At 68.9% G+C, this 20,400-nt stretch carries 24 protein-coding genes; 19 read left to right on the forward strand and 5 right to left on the reverse strand.

Annotated features, from left to right (window positions below):
* The first annotated feature begins 32 nt into the window (after positions 1–32).
* The 3 genes from NF4_RS39350 (at position 33) to NF4_RS37880 (ending at position 1,729) form a co-directional block, all read left to right on the forward strand.
* The gene (locus NF4_RS39350; protein WP_232330576.1) at positions 33–1,055 is read left to right on the forward strand and encodes an MSCRAMM family protein; all 1,023 of its coding nucleotides are present in this window, start codon (positions 33–35) and stop codon (positions 1,053–1,055) included.
* A 60-nt stretch (positions 1,056–1,115) separates the two neighbouring features.
* The gene (locus NF4_RS19240; protein WP_063128735.1) at positions 1,116–1,385 is read left to right on the forward strand and encodes a winged helix-turn-helix transcriptional regulator; all 270 of its coding nucleotides are present in this window, start codon (positions 1,116–1,118) and stop codon (positions 1,383–1,385) included.
* Positions 1,386–1,561: 176 nt separating this feature from the next.
* Complete coding sequence (locus NF4_RS37880; protein ID WP_157120454.1) at positions 1,562–1,729, forward strand: hypothetical protein; 168 nt, start codon at positions 1,562–1,564, stop codon at positions 1,727–1,729.
* A 544-nt stretch (positions 1,730–2,273) separates the two neighbouring features.
* Here the strand turns inward: NF4_RS37880 and NF4_RS19250 are convergent.
* Together NF4_RS19250 and NF4_RS19255 are read right to left on the reverse strand one after the other, a co-directional pair.
* Positions 2,274–2,975, reverse strand: a complete 702-nt coding sequence (locus NF4_RS19250) for a dienelactone hydrolase family protein (protein ID WP_063128737.1) — start codon at positions 2,973–2,975, stop codon at positions 2,274–2,276.
* Between the two features lie 170 nt (positions 2,976–3,145).
* The gene (locus NF4_RS19255; RefSeq protein ID WP_198165385.1) at positions 3,146–3,523 is read right to left on the reverse strand and encodes a PepSY domain-containing protein; all 378 of its coding nucleotides are present in this window, start codon (positions 3,521–3,523) and stop codon (positions 3,146–3,148) included.
* A 117-nt stretch (positions 3,524–3,640) separates the two neighbouring features.
* Here NF4_RS19255 and NF4_RS19260 point away from each other — a divergent pair, with 117 nt between their 5' ends.
* From NF4_RS19260 to NF4_RS19270, 3 genes are all read left to right on the forward strand, one after another.
* Entirely contained in the window at positions 3,641–4,318 is a 678-nt protein-coding gene (locus tag NF4_RS19260) for a response regulator (RefSeq protein ID WP_063128739.1), read from the forward strand.
* Entirely contained in the window at positions 4,311–5,894 is a 1,584-nt protein-coding gene (locus tag NF4_RS19265) for a sensor histidine kinase (RefSeq protein ID WP_063128740.1), read from the forward strand. Before NF4_RS19260 ends, NF4_RS19265 begins: the two co-directional genes overlap by 8 nt.
* Positions 5,895–6,004: 110 nt before the next feature.
* Positions 6,005–7,138, forward strand: coding sequence for an NAD(P)-binding domain-containing protein (locus NF4_RS19270; RefSeq protein ID WP_063128741.1), 1,134 nt, complete (start codon positions 6,005–6,007; stop codon positions 7,136–7,138).
* Positions 7,139–7,180: 42 nt separating this feature from the next.
* Here the strand turns inward: NF4_RS19270 and NF4_RS19275 are convergent, their stop codons facing one another.
* Entirely contained in the window at positions 7,181–7,780 is a 600-nt protein-coding gene (locus tag NF4_RS19275; protein WP_063128938.1) for a TetR/AcrR family transcriptional regulator, read from the reverse strand.
* 101 nt (positions 7,781–7,881) lie between these two features.
* On the opposite strand from NF4_RS19275, the gene NF4_RS19280 reads away from it, so the two are divergent.
* From NF4_RS19280 to NF4_RS19340, 13 genes are all read left to right on the forward strand, one after another.
* Positions 7,882–9,285, forward strand: a complete 1,404-nt coding sequence (locus tag NF4_RS19280) for an MFS transporter (RefSeq protein ID WP_063128742.1) — start codon at positions 7,882–7,884, stop codon at positions 9,283–9,285.
* Positions 9,282–9,974 carry an SGNH/GDSL hydrolase family protein gene (locus tag NF4_RS19285; protein ID WP_063128743.1) on the forward strand — a complete coding sequence of 231 codons (693 nt, stop codon included), beginning with the start codon at positions 9,282–9,284 and terminating at the stop codon, positions 9,972–9,974. Before NF4_RS19280 ends, NF4_RS19285 begins: the two co-directional genes overlap by 4 nt.
* Positions 9,975–10,534: 560 nt before the next feature.
* Complete coding sequence (gene lppU, locus NF4_RS19290) at positions 10,535–11,125, forward strand: LppU family putative lipoprotein (RefSeq protein WP_063128744.1); 591 nt, start codon at positions 10,535–10,537, stop codon at positions 11,123–11,125.
* 189 nt (positions 11,126–11,314) lie between these two features.
* Positions 11,315–12,031, forward strand: coding sequence for an oxygen-binding di-iron domain-containing protein (locus NF4_RS19295; protein WP_063128745.1), 717 nt, complete (start codon positions 11,315–11,317; stop codon positions 12,029–12,031).
* Positions 12,032–12,091: 60 nt separating this feature from the next.
* On the forward strand, positions 12,092–12,721 hold the full coding sequence (locus NF4_RS19300) for a class I SAM-dependent methyltransferase (protein WP_063128746.1): 630 nt from the start codon (positions 12,092–12,094) through the stop codon (positions 12,719–12,721).
* A 311-nt stretch (positions 12,722–13,032) separates the two neighbouring features.
* Positions 13,033–13,953, forward strand: coding sequence for an oxygenase MpaB family protein (locus NF4_RS19305; RefSeq protein WP_063128747.1), 921 nt, complete (start codon positions 13,033–13,035; stop codon positions 13,951–13,953).
* Between the two features lie 58 nt (positions 13,954–14,011).
* On the forward strand, positions 14,012–14,599 hold the full coding sequence (locus NF4_RS19310) for a TetR/AcrR family transcriptional regulator (RefSeq protein ID WP_063128749.1): 588 nt from the start codon (positions 14,012–14,014) through the stop codon (positions 14,597–14,599).
* A gap of 157 nt (positions 14,600–14,756) precedes the next feature.
* Positions 14,757–15,527, forward strand: coding sequence for an SDR family NAD(P)-dependent oxidoreductase (locus NF4_RS19315; RefSeq protein WP_063128750.1), 771 nt, complete (start codon positions 14,757–14,759; stop codon positions 15,525–15,527).
* A gap of 226 nt (positions 15,528–15,753) precedes the next feature.
* Complete coding sequence (locus NF4_RS19320; RefSeq protein ID WP_157120456.1) at positions 15,754–16,116, forward strand: hypothetical protein; 363 nt, start codon at positions 15,754–15,756, stop codon at positions 16,114–16,116.
* Positions 16,113–17,036, forward strand: a complete 924-nt coding sequence (locus tag NF4_RS19325) for a hypothetical protein (protein WP_063128754.1) — start codon at positions 16,113–16,115, stop codon at positions 17,034–17,036. Before NF4_RS19320 ends, NF4_RS19325 begins: the two co-directional genes overlap by 4 nt.
* Positions 17,037–17,246: 210 nt before the next feature.
* Positions 17,247–17,987, forward strand: a complete 741-nt coding sequence (locus tag NF4_RS19330) for an SDR family oxidoreductase (protein ID WP_063128755.1) — start codon at positions 17,247–17,249, stop codon at positions 17,985–17,987.
* Between the two features lie 99 nt (positions 17,988–18,086).
* The gene (locus tag NF4_RS19335; protein ID WP_157120457.1) at positions 18,087–18,320 is read left to right on the forward strand and encodes a hypothetical protein; all 234 of its coding nucleotides are present in this window, start codon (positions 18,087–18,089) and stop codon (positions 18,318–18,320) included.
* A gap of 452 nt (positions 18,321–18,772) precedes the next feature.
* Positions 18,773–19,558 carry an MHYT domain-containing protein gene (locus NF4_RS19340; RefSeq protein ID WP_232330558.1) on the forward strand — a complete coding sequence of 262 codons (786 nt, stop codon included), beginning with the start codon at positions 18,773–18,775 and terminating at the stop codon, positions 19,556–19,558.
* Positions 19,559–19,684: 126 nt separating this feature from the next.
* On the opposite strand, the gene NF4_RS38675 is transcribed toward NF4_RS19340, so the two are convergent.
* Positions 19,685–19,840 (reverse strand): DUF6131 family protein, encoded by a 156-nt coding sequence (locus NF4_RS38675; protein ID WP_085995414.1) that lies wholly within the window; start codon positions 19,838–19,840, stop codon positions 19,685–19,687.
* Positions 19,841–19,889: 49 nt separating this feature from the next.
* The gene (locus tag NF4_RS19345) at positions 19,890–20,291 is read right to left on the reverse strand and encodes a hypothetical protein (protein ID WP_063128758.1); all 402 of its coding nucleotides are present in this window, start codon (positions 20,289–20,291) and stop codon (positions 19,890–19,892) included.
* Between the last annotated feature and the right edge of the window lie 109 nt (positions 20,292–20,400).

Consider the following 20,400-nt stretch of genomic DNA (forward strand, 5'->3'; position numbering starts at 1 on the left):
AGCCGACGGCCGATCCCGCGGCCGCCACCGATATGGGGACCGAGGCCCAGGTGCCCGATGATCTGGCCGACCTCGACCGCACCCCCGCGGTGGCCGAGCCGGTGGGCCGGCACCACGCCCCGGTACCCGAGACCGCCGACGATCCGCGGACCGAACCGGCACCCGTACCCGTCGGCGCGCTCACCTCGCAGGCGCCGGCCGGACAGAACGGTCACGGCGTGTACGGCCCGGCCGTCACCGCACAGACCTCGCTGCCGACCACCCGGTACTCCGGGGCCGGTGACGAGAGCGGCTCGTTCCACGGGCACATCACCCGCGAGGACGGGCGCCCGGTCCCCGGGGCGGCGCTCACCCTGATCGACCAGCGCGGACACCAGGTCGCGCGGGCGAGCGGGTCCGGCGACGGCGGCTACACCGTCAACGCCCCCGGCCCGGGTAGTTATGTGCTGATCGTCTCGGCGCCGGGTCACCGGCCGACCGCGGTCAATGTCGCGCACGCCGCGCAGCCACAGCGCATGGACCTGACCCTTTCCGGGCTCGGCGAGTTGTCGGGCACCGTCCGCTCGACCCGCGGCGGTGCGCCGCTGGCCGGCGCGACGGTCACGGTGACCGACCAGTACGGCGAGGTCGTCGCCACGGCCGCGTCCGGCAAGGACGGCGCCTACCTCTGCCACGGCGTGGTTCCCGGCACCTACACACTGGTGGCGGTCGCCGAGCACATGCGCCCGAGCGCGACCGCGCTCACCGTGCCCGACAGCGGCCGGCTGCGGCACGATATCGAACTCGCGCCGATGGCCGTGCTGACCGGGTCGGCCCGGGCCGACGGCGGGCGGCCGGTGACCGATATCCAGATCACCGTCCTCGACGCCACCGGCGATGTGGCCGCCACCGCGCGCACCGACGAGCAGGGCCGCTACATCGTGCCCGATCTCCCCGAAGGCCGGTACACGGTCGTGGCCCGCGGCTATCCGCCGGTCACCGGGCAGATCGATATTTCCGGCGAAGAGGTCGGCTACGACGTCGAACTCGGGTACGGAACCGACGGGCAGGAGTAACCCGCCGCGCAACCCCGAAGGGCTTGTCGCTCCCTTTCCGACAAGCCCTTCGGTCACGGCTTGCGTTCCGGGCCACGGCGTTTCAGCGAGTTGCCGCGGGCGATTCCCGGCCTGTCCCAGCGCATGCCCACCGTCGGCATCCGAAATCTCCTGCGCGACGGGCTGATCGGCCGCCGGGCGCACCCGACCGCACCGCCTCGGGTCGAATACTCCCTGTCGCCGCGGCGTGAAAGCCGCGCGGTGGTGGTGAACGCCGTGGCCGACCGGGCACGCGCGAACCACGCGGATATCGTGCGCGGCCGAGAGGAATTCGACGCCGGGCGGCTCTGATCGATCCCTCGGTCACCGCGATCTCGCGCGACCCGTCGCGCTTATCGGTAACCCTACCGTGACTCCGTCCAGGGAAAATTGATGCTTTCTTGTCTGGTGTCGGCATTGCGAGCAGCGAAAACTGATGATGCTGCGCGAATTGATGTCCATGGTTCACCCCGACCGAAGGATGTGCAATGTCGACCAGAATCAGCAAGATCTTCGCCGCGAGTGCGATGGCCCTGTCTCTCGGTATCTTCGCGGCCCCGCTCGCCTCCGCCGCCACCCCGTCCGCCACCCCGGTCGAGGGCTCCGTCGTTATCGGGATCTGCCTCAATCTCGGCAGCGCCTACCTCTGCATCTGAGAATTCGCTAGTGCACATCCCTGACCGGCCGGTGCCGCCGGCATGTCGTGCCGCAATAAGGACAGTCCGGCACAGTCCCGTTGAAACCCCGTTGTACTGATCATCGAGCCAACCGGAAGAGCGCGCGTTGCTCGGCGAGGAGCGTGCGCCGGGATGAGCAGGTCGCCGCCCCGGGTGACCTGCTCATCCGTTTCACCGGGCGGTCTCGCCGACCGTTGAGCCGATGTGGCCCGAGAGCAAAAGCTCTCGGGCGACCCGGCCGAGCGATCGGCGTCGAGCCCGGTCGGCCACGCGAGGAACTCAGAACATCATCATCATGATCATCATCATCATGAAGGTCATAAAGAAGTTGTTGGACATCTCGAACCTGCTTCCGTCGAACCGAACCGCCCGGACACGACGCCGGACGCAGCAGCGGCAACTATGCCGTTGTTGAACGGTACGATATTCAACGGCTTGGATTTCCGGCCGATGGCTTCCCGTTGTGGGGAACACGAAGCCGGCTGCGCGGTATCGGTTCCGCCGTCGACCGCGGCAGCGGCAGTCAGTGCGGCGAAGGGCTTTTCAGGTGTGCGTCGAAAAAGGCGAAAACGCGTCGCCAGGCGTCTTCGGTGGCCTTCTCGTCGTAACCGAGACCGGCGACTCGCAGGACGGGCTCGGTGGGAAGCCGGTTGGCGAACGCGTGGGTGACCCCGGAATAGGTCTTGACGTCGTGGGCGACGCCGTAGTCGTCGAGTACCCGTTCCAGCCGGTGCGCTCGGCCGATATTGATCGGATCCAACCGGCCGTAGCTGGCGACGATAGGGCAGCTGCCCCGCAACATCTCCGCGTAGTCGCCCCGGCTGGTCGGATAGAAGGGAGCGGCGGCGTCGAAACCGCGGGGCGCGGTGAGCAGGGCGAAACCACCGCCCATACAGAAACCGGCCACCGCGACCCGGCCGGTGCACGAGGAATCGTCGCGTATCCGCCGCAGCGCGGCGAGGATATCGCGCACCGCCCTGCCCGCGCCGGTGAACAGCAGATCGCGGAATACGCCGGGGATACAGCGCGGCCCGCGGGAGAACAGGTCCGGCGCGATCACCAGATAGCCGTGGTCGGCCAGCATGCGGGCATTGCGACGCAGATCGGCGGTCAGCCCCACCGCGTCGTGCAGCAGCACCACCGCGGGCCACGGTCCCGGACCCTCGGGCGTCTCCCATACGGCCTTGATTTCGCCGTCGGGCGCGGGCACCTCGATCATCGTCATCGGCGGTCACCTTCTGTTCGATCCGGAACTCTCGCAGACAACAGCGACAGCGAATCCAGTGTCGCATCGCCGCGCCGCCCGCTCCCGCACCTCGCCTGCGCGGCGGGGCCGGCTGCCGCACCGGGGCGGCAGCCGGCCCGTACCCGGCGCCCGGACACGCACGGGGCGGATCAATCGTGTTCGGCCGCACCGATGATCTCACCGGTGTTCGCGTCCACCGTCACCTCGTATTCGACGCCCGCCGAGGTCACGACTTCCACCTCCCACACCGGCCCGCGGTGCTCGGTCTCGAACTCGGCCGCGACCGCCCTGCTATCCGGTACCGCGGCCACGGCGGCGTCCATGGCCTGGATGCGATCGATCCCGGGATCGGCGACGAGAGACCACTCCGCGATCGGGCGATCGAGGGCGACGGTGCCGTGCGGTGGGGTGTGCCCGAGGGCAACGGTGGCGACGCCGACGGCGGCACCGGCGACCACGGCCACGACCGCGGTGCCGATCAGAATCCAGCGCAGACCGGCGACCGCGTGACGAATAACGCTTGCCATGGTGAAACCTCCTGGGGTGTACGTCCCGAATACGGTCATCACTGTGGCAAGCCGATACTGAAGGTGACCTGAAGTCACCTGAAGAACCTTTCAGGAAGCGTCTGACACTCTGGGTGGATGCGTCTGCTGATCGTGGAGGATGAGAAACGGCTCGCCCTCGCACTGGCGAAAGGGTTGTCGGCCGAAGGTTTTGCGGTCGACGTCGTACACGATGGGGCCGAGGGACTGCACCGCGCCACCATCACCGAGTACGACCTGATCATCCTGGACATCATGCTGCCCGGTATGAACGGCTACCGCGTGTGCGCGACCCTGCGCGCCGCGGGTCACGAAACACCGGTGCTGATGCTCACCGCCAAGGACGGTGAGTACGACGAGGCCGAGGGCCTGGACACCGGCGCCGACGACTACCTCAGCAAACCGTTCTCCTATGTGGTGTTGGTGGCCCGGATCCGGGCGCTGCTGCGCCGCCGCACCCGCGGCGGGGTGCGCGTCCTGCGGGTCGGCGATCTGGTGGTCGACCCCGCCACCCACGGCTGCCGGCGCGGAGACCGCGAGATCGTCCTGACCGCCAAAGAATTCGCGGTACTGGAGCATCTGGCCGTGCGCGCCGGGCAGGTCGTCTCCAAAGCCGATATCCTGCACCATGTCTGGGATTTCGCCTACGACGGCGACCCGAATATCGTCGAGGTCTACATCAGCACCCTGCGCCGCAAGATCGATACCCCCTTCGGCTGCCGGACCATTCTGACGGTACGCGGCGCGGGATACCGCATGGCGGCCGAGCGTGGGTGAGCGGGCGCGCCGCCGCGGCGCCTGGTGGAACTCGGTCCGGGCGCGGACCACGGTCGCGGCCACCGTGGTGGTGGCGATCGCCCTGACCGCCACCGGGCTCATCCTGCTCGCGGCCCTACGCGGCAATCTGGTCGAGAGCGCGGATCTGCAGGCCGCGAACACCGCGCGCGATATCGCCGGGCAGTTGGAGGCGGGAACACCACTCGCACACCTTCGGCTGCCGGATCCCGACGACGAACCGGTGCAGGTCGTTTCGGCGGACGGGCGGGTACTCGCCGCCGACGAGGAACTGCGGGGCCGGGCCCCGATGGCCGGCTTCGGGCCGGATACGGAGGCACGGTCCGGCGACGGCGAGGATTCCGCGGACGACGAATCCGATGAGGCAGCGGATGAGGACGACGACTCGGAATCGGAATCCGAGGACGGAGACGAGGACGAAAACGAGTCGCCCCGCCCCGGGGATACCGGGTCCGGCTTCGGCACCGGCAGCGCGGCCGGTTCCGGCGGGGCGGGAGCCACGCGGGGCGGCGGCGCTTCCGCCGCCACCGAACCGGTGTTCGGGCAGACCGAACTGGCAGTGGGTGATTCCGGGCCCGACAGTTATCGCGTCGCCGCGCTCGGTGGCACCACCCCCGACGGGCAACCGGTCACCGTCTACGCGGGCGCGTCGCTGGATACCGCCGACAGCGCGGTCGCCGATGTGCGGCGGGCGATGCTGATCGGCCTGCCTGCGCTGCTCGCCGTGGTCGCCGCGGTGACCTGGCTGGTCACGCGGTGGGCGTTGCGGCCGGTGGAGTCCATCCGGTCCGAGCTCGCCGAGATCATGCACGGCGACCTGTCGCGCCGGGTTCCCGAACCCGCCGCCCGTGACGAGATCGCCCGGTTGGCGGTCACCACCAACGACACGCTGGCGGCACTGGAGCAGTCCGCGGAACGTCAGCGCCGGTTCATCGCCGACGCCGCACACGAACTGCGCAGCCCGATCGCCAGTCTGCGCACCCAGCTCGAAGTGGCGCAGGCGCATCCGGGGTTGCTCGAACTCGACGGCCTGCTCGGCGACACCGTGCGGCTGGAACACCTCGCGGCCGATCTGCTGCTGCTGGCCCGGCTCGACGCGGGCGAACAGCCCCGGGCCGACCGGGTCGAGCTCCCGGCGCTGGTCCGGGAGGAACTGGCCCACCGGGTCGGCGATCGCCTACCGGTCGGCGCCGGTCTCGGTGTGGACGAGCTCGCCGTCACCGGTAGCCGGACCCAACTGGCCCGGGTCCTGGGCAATCTCGTGGACAACGCGCAACGGCATGCCGCGACGGCGGTGCGGGTGACGCTGGAGCGGCGGGGTGACCGGGCCGTGCTCGTGGTGACCGACGACGGCCCGGGTGTGCCCGAGGCCGATCGGGAGCGGATATTCCAGCGTTTCGTGCGCCTCGATGACGCCCGCAGCCGAGACGAAGGAGGTGCGGGCCTGGGCCTGGCGATCGTGCGCGATGTGGTCGGACGGCACGAGGGGACGATCCGGGTCGAGCCCGCGGACTCCGGCGGCGCGCGATTCGTGGTGGAACTCCCGATGACCCGCTGAGGGCCCGGGTGCCCGCCGCAGCGGCGGGCGAGCGGACCGCTCGGCGGGTACGGGCCGCCGGGTTGTGGCCGGCGGTTCCCGGTGGCGCGGGCGCACTAGCATCGGCGACCATGGCACAGCAGGCAGTACATCCGGCGGAACCGGATTTCCCGATACTGGTAATCGGGGCCGGGCAGTCCGGTCTGTCGGCCGGATACCACCTGCGGCGGCGCGGGCTCGTGCCGGGACAGGATTTCCTCATCGTCGACCATGCGCCCGGCCCCGGCGGCGCCTGGCAGTTCCGCTGGCCGTCACTGACCCTCAGCACCGTGAACCGGGTGCACGACCTGCCCGGTATGCCCTTCGCCGAGAACGCCGATCCGGGTGGCGCCGGGGCCGAGGTCCCGGCGGCGACCGCGGTGCCGCGCTACTACCAGCGCTACGAGGAGCATTTCGAGCTCCGAGTGCGCCGGCCGGTGAGCGTGCGGGTGGTGTGCGATCGATCCGGAGACGACGGCCTCCTGCACGCCGAGACCGACCGCGCGGGCACGCTTCGGGTGCGCGGCCTGATCAACGGCACCGGAACCTGGGAGCATCCTTTCGTACCGCACTATCGCGGCGCGGAGACCTTCGCCGGCCGGCAGCTGCACACCCGCGATTACCGTGATCCGGCGGAGTTCGCGGGGCAGCACGTGGTGGTCGTCGGTGGTGGAATCTCCGCGGTCCAGTTGCTCGACGAGATCTCCCGGGTCACCGGCACCACGTGGGTGACGCGTTCGGAACCCGCCTTCCGGGAGGCGCCGTTCGACGTGGAAGCGGGCCGCCGGGCCGTGGCGATCGTGGAGGATCGGGTACGCCGAGGGCTTCCGCCCGGCTCGGTGGTCTCGGTGACCGGTCTCCCGCTGGACGACCGGCTCCGCGCCGCCCGGGAACGCGGCGTCCTGCGGCGGCGGCCGATGTTCGACCATATCGAGCCCGAGGGTGTGCGCTGGGCCGACGGTAGTTTCCAGGCCGCGCAGGTCATCCTGTGGGCCACGGGCTTTCGCAGTGCGCTGGACCATCTGGCCCCACTGCGACTCCGCGGTCCGGGCGGCGGAATCACCATGAGCGGCGCGCTCGCCACCCGAGTCGCGGTGGATCCGCGGATCCACCTGATCGGCTACGGGCCGTCGGCCAGTACGATCGGCGCGAACAGGGCCGGGCGGGCCGCCGCGGCGGAACTCACCGGCTATCTGGGCCTCGAACGGGGCGCTCTCCGCGAGTAGAAGACATTCGCCACGACACCGCCACCGGCCCTTCGCGAGCGGTCAGTGCAGCAGATCCGCCACGATCCGGCGCGCGATCAGGACTCGCTCGTCGTCGCCGAGCTGGCGGGCGACGTTGGCGGCGCCGACGATCGCGTCGAGCTCGAAGGCCAGCGCCGCCGCGTTCCGCCCGGTCAGCTCACCCAGTTCCTGAGCCTTACGGATCTCCCCGGCCAGGAACGTCATCCACTCCTCGTGGTCCGCGGCGACGGCGTCGCGAACCGGCCCCGGCCGGCTGTCGAATTCGGCGAGCACCGCGGCCCGGAAGCAGCCGCCGGGGAACACCGGGTCGGTGATGTAACCGAGCCAGCGTTCGACCAGCGTGCGCACCCTGGGTAGACCGCGCGGTACCCGCAGGGCGGGCGTGATGATCTGTTCCACGAAGACGTCGCGACCGGCCCGGATCGCGGCCAACTGGAGCGCCTCTTTCGTTTTGAACAGGGTGGCGATCCCGCTCTTACTGATGCCCAGATCAGTCGCCAGTCTGCCCAGGCTGACGCCCGCGAGCCCTTCGACCGACGCCACATCGGCGGCGCGCCGGGCGATCGCCGCCCGGGATCGGGCCCCCTTGACCAGCCGTTGATCCGTGATCGCCTCCGTCATACGTCCCATTCTGACACCGCCCTCTTGTCAATACGAACGATCGGTCGTATTTTCTTTACGAACGTTCGTACGTTTTGTTTCCCTCGGCTTCCAGGATTCCCATGACCGCATCGTCCGTGCGGGCCCCCGGCCCGCAGTCCACCCCCGAACGCGGCTCCGGCGCGCTTCTCGTCGCCAGTGGCGCGGCCTTCCTCGCGTTCCTCGACCTGTCGGTCGTCAATATCGCCTTTCCCTCCCTCGCCCGCGACCATCCGGCCACCTCGTTGACCACCCTCACCTGGGTTGTCAGCGGTTATGCGGTCGCGTTCGCCGCGCTGCTCACCCCGGGCGGCCGGATCGCCGACGCGGTGGGACGACGCACGGTCTTCCTCACCGCCCTGGTGGGTTTCGCGCTCACCTCCCTGCTGTGCGGGCTGGCGCCGACCGCGGGCCTGCTCATCGCCGCCCGCGTGGCCCAAGGGGCGACGGCCGCGCTGATGGTGCCCTCCGCCCTCGGCGCGCTGCTCGCCGGCACCCCGCGCGCACGGATCGGCGGCGCCATCGCGGCCTGGTCGGCGGCCGGGGGTTTCGCCGCGGTTGTGGGTCCCGCGCTCGGCGGCGCGCTGGTCGAACTGTTCGGCTGGCGCTCCATTTTCGTGATCAATGTGCCGATCGCGCTCGCTCTGGCCGGTCTGGCCTTCCGCATCCTGGCACCGGATACCGAGCGGACGCGCGGTGCACTGCCGGACCCGGTGGGCACGGTCATGGTCGCCTCCGGTCTGGGCGGGCTCGTCGCGGGACTCACCGAGGGGCAGCGCTGGGGCTGGACCGCACCCGGCACGCTCGGCGCCCTCGGCCTGGGCGCCCTGCTCACGCTCGCCGCGCTGCGCCGATCCCTCCGGCATCCGAATCCCGCGCTCGCCGTGGACCTCTGGCGGAACCGGTCATTCGCGCTGGCCAATGCCGCTTCGTTCGCGTTCGGCGCCGCCATGTTCGCATGGCTGCTGGCGGGGCCGATGTTCCTCGACGAGATGTGGGGATATTCCGTCCTGGGTTCGGCCGCGGCGCTGAGCGTGGGCGCGGTGGCCTCGATGGTGACCGCGGCGCTCACCGGCCGCATCACCGCGCCCGGCCCCCGGCGCTGGACAGGGGTCCTCGGGGTACTGATGTTCCTCGCGACGCTCGCCTGGATGAGCACCGGGATGTTCGGGCCCACTCCGGCGCTGTGGTCGGCGTGGATCCCGGCCGGAATACTCGGCGGCGGCGGTGTGGGAATCGTGGTGACCGTCCTGGGCGCCACCGCGGCGAACGCGCTACCGCCACATCGCTTCGCGGCCGGTACCGGGATGAACCTGACGGCGCGCCAGCTCGGCGGCGCGCTCGGTATCGCTGTCCTGGCGGCGGTGCTCGCCGCCCACCCCGGTGACCCGCTCGCCGGGTTCCACACCCTGTTCCTGCTGTGCGCGGGCTTCGCCGCCATATCGGCCTGCCTGATCGCCGTTCCGTCCCGACAGGAGTCGATATGACAGACCACCACGGCCGCACCGAATCCGACGACCCGATGCTGATCTCCCCCGGCAGTGCCCGCGCCCTCTTACGCGATGCGCCCTGGCGGCGCTACGCCGTGCTCGGCGATTCCATCGCCCAGGGAGTGGGTGAGGCGTCCGCGGGCTACCGCGACATCGGCTGGGCCGACCGCGTCGCGGAGGCCCTCACCGCGGTGCACCCCGAGACGGCATACCTGAACACCGGGCGGATCGGCGCCACCTCGGATCAGCTGCTCGCCGAACAGCTCGCGCCGGTACTGGAGTTCCGGCCCGACCTCGTGCACATATCGTGCGGCGGCAACGACCTGTTCCATCCCGGCGGCGATACCGACCGGCTGCACGCGAATCTCGAAACCGCTTTCTCCGCGCTGGCCGCTACCGGCGCCCAGCTGTGCGCGTTCACCGTGGCCGATGTCTGGGAGACCGAACGGATGGCGCCGATGCGGCCGATGCGGCCGCGGATGGCCGAGCTCAACGCGATCGTCCGTGACGTGGCCGGCCGGTACGACGCGGTGCTGGTCGACTTCTGGGACCATCCGCTGCGATTGCGCCCGGACCTCATGAGCGCAGATCTCATCCATTTCAGAACCGGCGGGCACGCGGTCGTCGCAACCGAGATGATCCGCGCCCTGGCGGCGCGGATCTCGGCCGCCGCCGGATCGATCTGACGATCGGCGACCTCTCCTCGATCCCTCGGACAAGCGAACCTGTCCGAGGGATCCACTTTGTCGGCGCGAGCGGTTAAGATCTGCGCCGGGCACCAGCGAGGAGGAGTAGGTACCGACGTGGGAAGCTACGGCCGTAGGTCACGGGCGCGGCGGGGAGCCGGGGCACGGGTGACCGTCCCCGAGATCACCGCGGGTCGGGGGGTCGACCGGTAAGCTCACGCGAGCATTCGCCTGTGGCCGGTCCACCGGGACAACGGCATACCGCCACAGTCGATCTCGTCGCCGCCGCGTTCGGCCACGCCGGCCGGGCATCACTCGCACTGCCGTCGTCCGGCGGTGTGTCACCGAAGTAATCGGCCCTCCGTGCGACCGTCACCGGCCACCGGGGGCAGGTCGTGATGTCCGGGCAACCCTGCACGGCCGGTACTCCCGGCGGCGGTCGCGGGGCCGGGGGCCTGCCCGGCTCCGTTCCCCGCAGACACCACATTCCGGCGTACCCGTTCCGAATCATGTACTGCCCGAACACTGTTCACCTCACGTATTTCCATGAAGGAGTTCGCATGTCCAGACGTTCGCCCGTGTTCCGGATTCCCGGTGTGCTGGCAGGCCTCGTTGTACTCGGCTGTGCGGTGCTGACCCTGTCGGCGTGTACCGGCGGGAACGACTCGGCGCAGAGTTCGTCGGCGAGCGCGGTATCCACCGTGCCCGGACAGAACGGAGCCGACGAGGGCGGGGATGTCGATTTCGACGCCGCCATCGGCGACTGTGTCACGCTGTCGGGGACGATGATGGACGCGGAGATCGACCACGCCGAGTGTGGTTCGGAGAATTCGAACTACAAGGTGGTCGCCAAGGCCCCCACCCAGGACGGCTGCGCGTCCGACGTCGACCAGACCTACTATGTGACCCTGGCCGGCCAGGAGCAGGGCGCGCTGTGCCTGGACATCGACTGGGTCGAAGGTCAGTGCATGACGATTCCGTCGGGTAGCGACAGCCCCACGCACAGCCCGTGCACGCCGGGTAAGCCCGATACCGTGCACGTGCTGAAGATCCTGACCGGTACCACCGACGAAGCCGGGTGCCCCGCGGAGGCCACCAGCTACTACACCTATGACGAGCGTCAGCTCGTCACCTGCGTCGCCGAGGTGTAGCGGCACCGCGTCCGGCTACCGGCATGCGTGGCCTCACCTCGGGGTGTGAGGCCACGCGCGCCCTGCCCGGCCACCGGATTTCCCGGCCCTGTTCGGTGCCGACCAGCGGAGATACACTGGGATCCGCTGCTCGAAGACGCGTTCTGTCAGGTACTCGGCGGGGGGTTTGGCGCTACCAGGACTGCTGTGATGGATATCCGAACAGACGAGATCGCCGACGGTGTCTACCGCTTCTCCACCTTCGTCCCCGAGGTGGGCCCTACCGGTTTCACGTTCAATCAGTTCTTCGTCGACGCCGCGGAACCCCTGCTGTTCCACACCGGTATGCGCGCGCTGTTCCCTTCGGTTTCGGCGGCGATCGCGCGGATACGACCCGTGGCAGACCTCCGCTGGATCACTTTCGGCCATCTGGAGGCCGACGAGAGCGGGGCGATGAATCTGTTCCTGGCCGCGGCGCCGTACGCCCAGGTCGCCCACGGCGCCGTGGGCTGCCAGGTCTCGCTGGACGATCTCGCCGATCGGCGGCCACGGCGCCTGGCCGACGGCGAGATCATCGATCTCGGTGACCGCCGGATCCAGCACTTCGATACACCACACGCACCGCACAACTGGGAGGCGCGGGTGCTCTACGAGGAGTCGACCGGCGTCTTGTTCTGTGGCGATCTGATGACTCAGCTCGGCGACGGGCCGGCCCTCACCGGCGCCGATCTGGTGGGACCGGCCGAGGTGGCCGAGGACGTTTTCCACGCCACGTCGCTGGGTCCGGCCGTACCCGCGACACTGCACCGGCTGGCCGGGTTGCAGCCGACCACACTGGCCGTGATGCACGGCTCCAGCTTCACCGGTGACGGGTCGGCCGCCCTGCGCAACCTCGCAACGGTCTACGAGAACCGGCTGGCGGGCTGACGGCACGTATGGTTCGATCCGGTGCCACCGCCCCGGGTGAGCCGACGCGAGAGGAACCGGATGAGCGCGAATACCCCGTCGGACCGCATACGGAGCCGCTGGGAGGAACTCACCGCGGCCGACCCCGCGCATTCCGAATGGTATGTGCAGCGGTTCCGGACGCTGGCGGCGGAAGGCCACGACATATTCGGGGAGGCCCGGCTGATCGACGCCATGCTGGGCCGGCGTGGCCGGGTCCTCGATGCGGGTTGCGGCCCCGGCCGCCTGGGTGGCCACCTGCACAATGCCGGTCACACGGTGGTCGGTGTCGATATCGACCCGGTGCTGATCGCCGCCGCCGAGGCCGACTATCCCGGTCCCACCTGGCTGGTCGGCGATCTCGCCGAACTGGATCTGCCGGCCCGGGGTGTGACCGCCGATTTCGATGTGATCGTCTGCGCGGGCAATGTGATGACATTCCTGGCGCCGCCGACCCGGGCGGCGGCGCTGTCCGGTTTTGCCCGGCATCTGGCACCGCACGGCCGCGTGGTCACCGGTTTCGGCGCCGACCGCGGCTACGATTTCGCGGAGTTCCGCGCCGACGCCGCCGAGCAGGGTCTCACCGCCGATCTGTTGCTGTCGACCTGGGATCTGCGGCCGTTCACCGACTCCTCGGAGTTCCTGGTCGCGGTGTTCTCCCGCGCGGACTGAGCGCGGCCCGGCGGCCGGCCTGCTCGGCAGCATCATCGCCTGCAACGGCCGCTACGTTCACCGATGTGCTCGTCGTGGACCGTGCAGACGGCGGTCTGCTGCGGGTTCTCGACGGCGCCCGAGCCTCCTTCCCGCTCACCATGCCGCTGATGGGGCTCATCGCCATATCCGGGATCCGTAGCCGCCCGGCCCGCACGGTAGCGCGGGGGCATCGGGCCCTTGTGCCGTGCGGGCCGGGGTTCTACGGTGGATGGCACAAAGTCACGGATCTGTGCCAATGCTCCGTGACCGAAGCGCCACGGAGGTGCCCGATGACCACCGAATCCGACGCGGGAATCCGCGAGGGCCTGCCGATGCCGGTCCACGAGATCGCCGAACCGGCGCTCCGGCTCGGGCCCGATTCGCTGGTGTGGAAGTTCCACGGCGACGTCCGCAACCTGCTCGGCTTCCAGCGGCTCGCGGGTACCGAGAACTGCATCGAGCAACTCGCGCAGGGCGTCGAGGACCATTCGGTGATCTTCGGTGATTTCCTCGGCCGCGCCCGGCGCAGCGCCCCACCCATCATGCAGACCGTCTACAGCGAAGACCCGCACGACTGGGGCCGGCGGGTGCGGGACTTCCACGGGTCCATCAGGGGCACCATCAGCGACGGCTCGCGCTATCACGCGCTCAACCCGGAGCTGTTCTACTGGGCCCACGCCACGTTCGTCGACCAGGTCCTCTACATCACCGATACGTTCATCCGGCGGCTGTCCCACGAGGAGAAGGTCCAGATCTTCGAGGAGAGCAAGCTCTGGTATCAGCTCTACGGCGTGAGCGCCCGTAACCAACCGCAGACCTATGAGGAGTTCCAGGCGTATTGGGAGCGGATGCTCGGCCGGTTCGTCCGGACCCGCACCATCTGGTATGCGACCGGTTATCTCCGCAAGGGGATCCCAGGCCCCGGATGGCTCCCCCGGCCGCTGTGGCGGATAGTCGCCGCACCGATCGATGCCGTCCTGCGGACGATCCTGATCGGAACCCTGCCCCAGGAGATGCGCGAGGTCTGCGAACTGCCCTGGAACGAGCGGTCGGAGCGACGGTTCCAGCGTTTCGCGGCGGTCATGCGGACGGCGAATCCACTGTTCAACCGGCTCCCGGTCCGGGTGCTGTACACGCCGTGGGCAGCACGGGCGTGGGAACGCGCCCGAGTCGATCCACGCCGGATCCACAACGGAAAGCCGAGGCGGTGAAGCCGGGCCACGGACCCGGTACCCGCCGGCCGGTCGCCGGTTCTTCCGGTGGGATCCGATGACCCCCGATACGGCTACCGGGCGCCGGACCGATCCACAGGTCCAGCGGATCCTGGCCGCCGCCCGATCGGAGTTCGAACAGTACGGCGTCCGGCGCGCCACCATGGACGATATCGCCCTCCGCGCCGGTATCAGCCGCCGGACACTCTACCGGCGGTTCCCCACCAAGGACGCGTTGTTCGAGCTTCTCGTCCTCCGCGAGACCGATACCCTGCTCGAGCAATTGGCCCGGGCGGCCGCGGGCCGCGAACCCGGCGAGGCGGTGGCCGCATGTTTCACCCTCTTCTTCGAACTCCTGGAAAGGTCACCGCTGGCCCGGCGCATCGTGACCAGCGAACCGGAACTGCTCATGGGGCCCGCCGGACGGCCGCGGGGTCTGCCCATCGCGGAGGCGGGTGATCGGGTCGCGAGGACGCTGCGCCGCAGCGGTGTGACGATGCCGGAGGCGGACCTACGGGCCGTCTCCGAACTGCTGGTCCGGCTCACTGTGTCGCTGCTGCTCGATCCCGAAGGGCAGCTGGATATCTCGGATCCGGCCGCGGTACGCGAGTACTCCCGCCGCTATCTCGCGCGGCTCGTGTGGTGAACCGGACACGGCACCGCACGACCGTCCCGGAGCCCGGTCGCACCGACCGGAACCGCCCGCTCGGTACCGATCCGAGTACTGATACAAATGCCGGTGGCCGTGGTGCATCCTAGGGCCGCCGAGCGGGTCACGGCCCGCCGATCGAAAGGTTGATCCAGTGGACAACAACTCCTTTCAGAAGTTGTTCGACCTGAGCGGGCGGACCGCGATCGTCACCGGAGGCACCCGGGGGATCGGGCTCGCCATCGCCGAGGGATTCGCCTGCGCGGGCGCGCGACTCGTGGTGGCGAGCCGTAAACCGGACGCGTGCGAGCAGGCGGCGGCCCGGCTGCGGGAACTCGGCGCGGAAGCGATCGGTGTACCGACCCACCTGGGTGACGTCGAAGCACTGCGCACACTGGTGCAGACCGCCGCCGACACCTTCGGCGGTATCGATATCGTCGTCAACAATGCGGCCAACGCCCTCGCCCAGCCGTTGGCGACCATGGAACCCGCGGCGGTCGAGAAATCCTTCGGCGTCAATGTGCAGGGACCGCTGTTCCTGGTCCAGGCGGCCCTGCCGTATCTGCGGGCCAGCGAACACGCGGCAGTATTGAATCTCGGCTCGGTCGCGGCCCTGCAGTTCGCACCCGCGCTGTCGATGTACGCGGCGGGCAAGGCGGCCCTGCTGTCGTTCACCCGCTCCATGGCCGCCGAATTCGCCGCCGACGGCATCCGGGTGAACGCCATGGCCCCCGGCGCCGTCGACACCGATATGGTCCGCAAGAATCCACCGGAATTCGTCGCGGCCATGGCCGGAGCCACGCTGCTGGGCCGGATCGCCGAACCCGACGAGATGGTCGGCACCGCGCTACTGCTGTGTTCGGACGCCGGCAGTTTCGTCACCGGTCAGACCTTCCTGGTCGACGGCGGTACCGTCGCCCGCTGAATTTCGATCCGGAACCCACACCACCACGGGCCGCTCCGATCACGATCCCCCGCGTCACAGACATCGCACGGAAGATGAACGACGGATCACATCCGATTGCCACATCGCGCAGAATCCGCTTGTACTGTGGACCTTTTCGATATCCCCTGGCCCGCGCCGCCCAGACCTGGCGTGTCACATCCGACGGTGTGTTAGAAAGTCCGCGAGCGGCGGCAAGGAGACGGTGGTGACTGGTCCATATCGGCTGATCATCCGGGGCGCTGGCGATATGGGCGAGCGGGCCCTGCGCAGCGCCCTCGAATCACCCGACTTCGAGGGCGTCGGAGTCTCGGGCAAGAACGTGGTGTCGGCGGCCACCTGGCACAATCCGTCCATGCCGACCTGGTTGTCCGCCTTGCGGTCCCCGCTCTCGGTGCGGCGGACGGTGGCGGATATGAAGGTCACCGGTAACGCGTTCGGTCAGGATCATCCGAGCAGCCCGGCCGGCGGCCATGTGATCACTCTCGACGGCAACCCCGGTGTCATCGAGCTGCGTAACAGTGTGGTCATTCCGGACCTGCTTCCTCACTACCTTCTGGAGTCGTCATGAGTTCACCCACGCTCGCGGTCGCGGTGCTCGGCGCCGGCCCCTTCGCCGACCGGATCGCCGACCGGATCCGCGCGCGAGCACATCTCGAGGTATCCGCGCGGATCGAAACCCTGCGGTCCCCGCCGGCGGGCACGGCGTGCGTCGTCTACGTGCCGACGTTCGCCGAGATCGCCGCGGATACACCGGGTCGCGTGCTACCGGAGCTCCTGAGCGACGGCTACGACGTGATATCCACCGCGCCGCTGGACGGCCGGATTCCGCCGCCCGCACTGCTGGATGCCTGCCGCACCGGACGATCCACCTTCCACGCCACCGGGGCCTTCCAGGCCACGATTCCCGCCCGGCTCATCCGATCACTGACGGAGGTGACCCGGGGGATCCGGCGGGTGGAACTGGTCGAGGAGCTCGATTTTCCCGAGGCCGGGGTGTATCCGTGGGGCGATCGGCACGATATCGGTATCGGGGCCACCGGGTCCGAGGCCGCCGTCGCCGGCGCCGCCGCGGTCGACGGCTACTACACGGCGGGACTGCGCGTCCTCGACGACGCCGTGTTCCACAGCGCCGCCGGTGCCGCCGACACCCCGAGCAGCACCGTGGAGGTGATCACCGACGGTTCCGGGGCCGTCCAGAAGGTGATCGTCGATCGGGGGCTGGGGCCCGGGCTGAGTTATCGCTCCATCTGGACCACCACCACCGAGGATCGGGCGCCGCTGCGCTATCAGCTGGTCACCACGACCGATACGGCGCGGGGCATCGCCAACGTCCGCTTCCGCTTCACCGAAGGGCTCCATCCGGCCGACCATCTGACCTGCGTCAACGTCATCGAGGCGCTGCGTCCGGTGCACGAGCACGGTCCCGGGATAGCCCATCGAGATCTGTCGATCACGCGCCTGATGCCGGAGGCACGGCTCACCACCTGATCTCGGCCGGGCCGCGCAGGTCTCGAAATAATCTATTCCGGTGGCCGGGCCGCGGCCGCCGGAATCACTGATGCGATCCTGGATACAGCAGCACAGTGATCACCCGGTTCGCGCGGCCGGTTACTCTCCGGCCGCCTCTCGACATTTCAGTGCACATCGGACTCTCTGAACCCCGGCCTGCCCGGCGGCAGGCGGTGAAAGGTGAGCAACATGAAGCTGACAGTCATCGGCGGTACCGGTCGGATCGGCTCCCAGGTCGTCCGGAAACTGCGGGCGGCCGGCCACGACGCCGTACCCGCCGCGCCGTCCACCGGCGTGGACCTGATCAGCGGCGAGGGTCTGGACCAGGCGGTGGCGGGCGCCGACGTGGTGGTCGGGCTGGCCAACTCCCCGACCTTCGACGAGGGCGCACTGGATTTCTTCCGCACCGCGATGGACAACCTCCTCGGCGCCGGCGACCGCGCCGGGGTGAAACACCAGGTCGTGCTGTCGATCGTCGGCGTGGACCGGGTACCTCGACTGGACTACTACCGGGCCAAAACCCTGCAGGAGGAGTTGCTCCGGAAAGGCCCCACACCGTATTCGATCGTGCGCGCCACCCAGTTCTTCGAGTTCATGGACGCGGTGATGTCCTGGTCCGCCGATGACACCGTCGTCCGGCTGCCCGCGACCCGGCTGCAGCCGATGGCGGCCGCGGATGTCGTCGACGCGGTGGTGGGCGTCGCGCTGGGCTCCCCGCTGCAGGGTATTCGCAATGTCGCCGGACCCGATGTGCTCCCGCTCGACGAAATCGGCCGGATGACCCTGCTCGCCCGGCACGACGACCGGATCGTCGTCACCGACGACACCGCCGGCATGTTCGCCGCGATCACCGGCGACGAACTCCTCGCCGGACCGGACGCGCATCTGGCGCCTACGCACTACCGGGACTGGCTGGACGCACACCGCTGACCTCGACAGCGCTTCCGACCGACATCTTCCCTGCTTCCTGAAGCGGCCTTCAGGCCGCTTCAGCCTGGCTTCAGCACCTCCCTGCCACAGTGGCCGCCGATGACCGACAACGGCGAAAGGGGAGAACAGATCATGAACCCGACAGTGCACATCGACGGATATCCCTACCGAGTGGTGGGAAGGACTCGTCTGACGACGGCCTCGCGGGCGTGCTACGGCAAGTACCGGTTCGTCCTGCGGCGGTTGACGGACGGGTCGCTGTGGACAGTGTTCGACTCCCGGGTCACCTCCGCGTCGGAACTGATGAAATGCGAGGGCTCGCCGCAGCGGTGACGACTGCGCCGAGACCGTCGGAGCCGGCTCCCGGTCGCCGTGCCCGGCGGCCGGAGCCGATCGAAACGTTTCACCGATTACGGAACCGACGCCGAGAAGTTATGTACCAGTTATAGAGCAGTTATCAGCGATGGAGAAGGGCGTAGTCACGCGAGCCCGAAATCCGAACCACACGCTTTCCAAAAAAGGTGTTTCGCCAGGAGCGGCAGCGGGGATCTTCCAACAGTGTGGCAACATCGGCCTTTCCGGCGCCCCGGTGCTCACCTCGCCGCAAATCTGCCCCGAAAATGCACCCTCAAGATAGCCAATGCAATATTGCGGAATCACACACCGCAAAACTTGAATGTGATTGATGCCACACCAATTCAAGCAAATGATCAGCACACCATCCAGGCGGGCGTCGTACTGTTTAGCCTTACACAGAAACTCCGGGCTTCCCGGCGGAACGTTGGATGGACATGCTTCACCTCGAACACTTCGCGTTCGGCTGGCTGACACCCGCCCTCGCGTATTTCCTCTCGGCCACCGGATGCGCCATCGGATTGCAGTGCACCAGGCAGGCCCGCCACGGACGGCGCCGGCTGCTCTGGCTCGCGCTCGCCGCGATCACTATCGGCGGCACCGGTATCTGGGTCATGCATTTCGTTGCGATGCTGGGCTTTTCCATAGACGGCGCACAGATACGCTTCGATGTCCCGCTCACCCTGCTGAGCGCGGGGACCTCGATCGGCGTGGTCGCCATCGGCCTGTATCTGGTGACCACACCGGGCTCGGGCCTTCCGGCACTGCTGACCGGCGGTGCCGTCACCGGCCTCGGCATCGCGGCCATGCACTACACCGGCATGGCCGCGATGCGCACGGACGCGCATATCGAATACGACCCTGCCCGCATAGCGCTGTCCCTGGTCATCGCCACGGTCGCGGCTACCGCGACGCTGTGGTTCAGCATGCGCTCGTGGGGAATAGCGTCCACCCTGGGCGCGGCGCTGATCATGGCCGCGGCGGTGGCAACGATGCACTACACCGGTATGTCCGCGATGCACGCGCACCAGGTCCCCGATGCCGCGGCGCCCGAAGGCGCCGAGCCACTGGAGATTCTGGGACCGCTGCTCGGCGCCATCAGCGTGGTCACCGTCGTGCTCCTCATCGGCGTGAGCATGGCGCTGACCAATCCCCACGGACCCGGAGCCCCGGCTGCGACGAACCCCCGGCCACGCGAGCGGCGGCCGGTGCGCTGAACGGGTGAACGCGCCGATCCCACCGGGTTCCGGTCTCGACCCCGAGAACGGCCGCGGCGGTGCGGGCGATCCACGTGGATCGCCCGCACCGCCGCGGCCGCTGGATGGAGTCGCCGGTGGACGGCGTCAGTAATAGTGCCGGCGGCCGCCGACGGGCCGGCCCACCGAGCCCGCGATGGCCAGAACCGCGCCGACCACGAGCAGAACGAGGCCGATGGTGGTGAGCACGCCGATACCGAGCAGGTAACCGACGATGAGCAGAACAAGTCCGAGAACGATCATGACACTGACTTTCTGATTCGATATTCGATATCCGGGCGAGGGACAGGGATCACTTGGCGGTGGCCGCGCCCTTGCCCGGCTTGCGCAGCAGTTTGCTCATCGACCAGACCGGAGCCGCCGGAGCAGGCTTCGTCGCCGGTTCCTTGGTCCTGGCGAGATCCGCCTGGGCGGCGGCGATCTCCTTACGTGACTGCCGCAGTTCACGACGGGTCTCCAGACCCCGGCGGGTGGATCGCCACGCACCGGCGGAGACGAGACCCACCCCTAGCCCGCCGACCACACCGACGATGATGCCGATGAGGAACAGTTCACCGGTGGTACCGGCGAAGTGGTAATCGAAGACCGAGAATTCGCTGGTCAGCCGATTGACATCACTGGTATTGGCCGCGACGCCGGCGACACCGGCGGCAACCGCCGCGACGGCGATCACGAGCCCGAGAACAATGATCATGGCAATTCCCAAGGGTCGAGGAACATTATGCTCCCGCTATTCCCGGCGACGACGATGTCAAACGGGGGGAAGGCCATGTCCGCCAGTCCGGTTCACCGGGGAGTGGCCC

The organism is Nocardia fusca NBRC 14340, assembly GCF_001618425.1.
GTDB lineage: Bacteria > Actinomycetota > Actinomycetes > Mycobacteriales > Mycobacteriaceae > Nocardia > Nocardia fusca.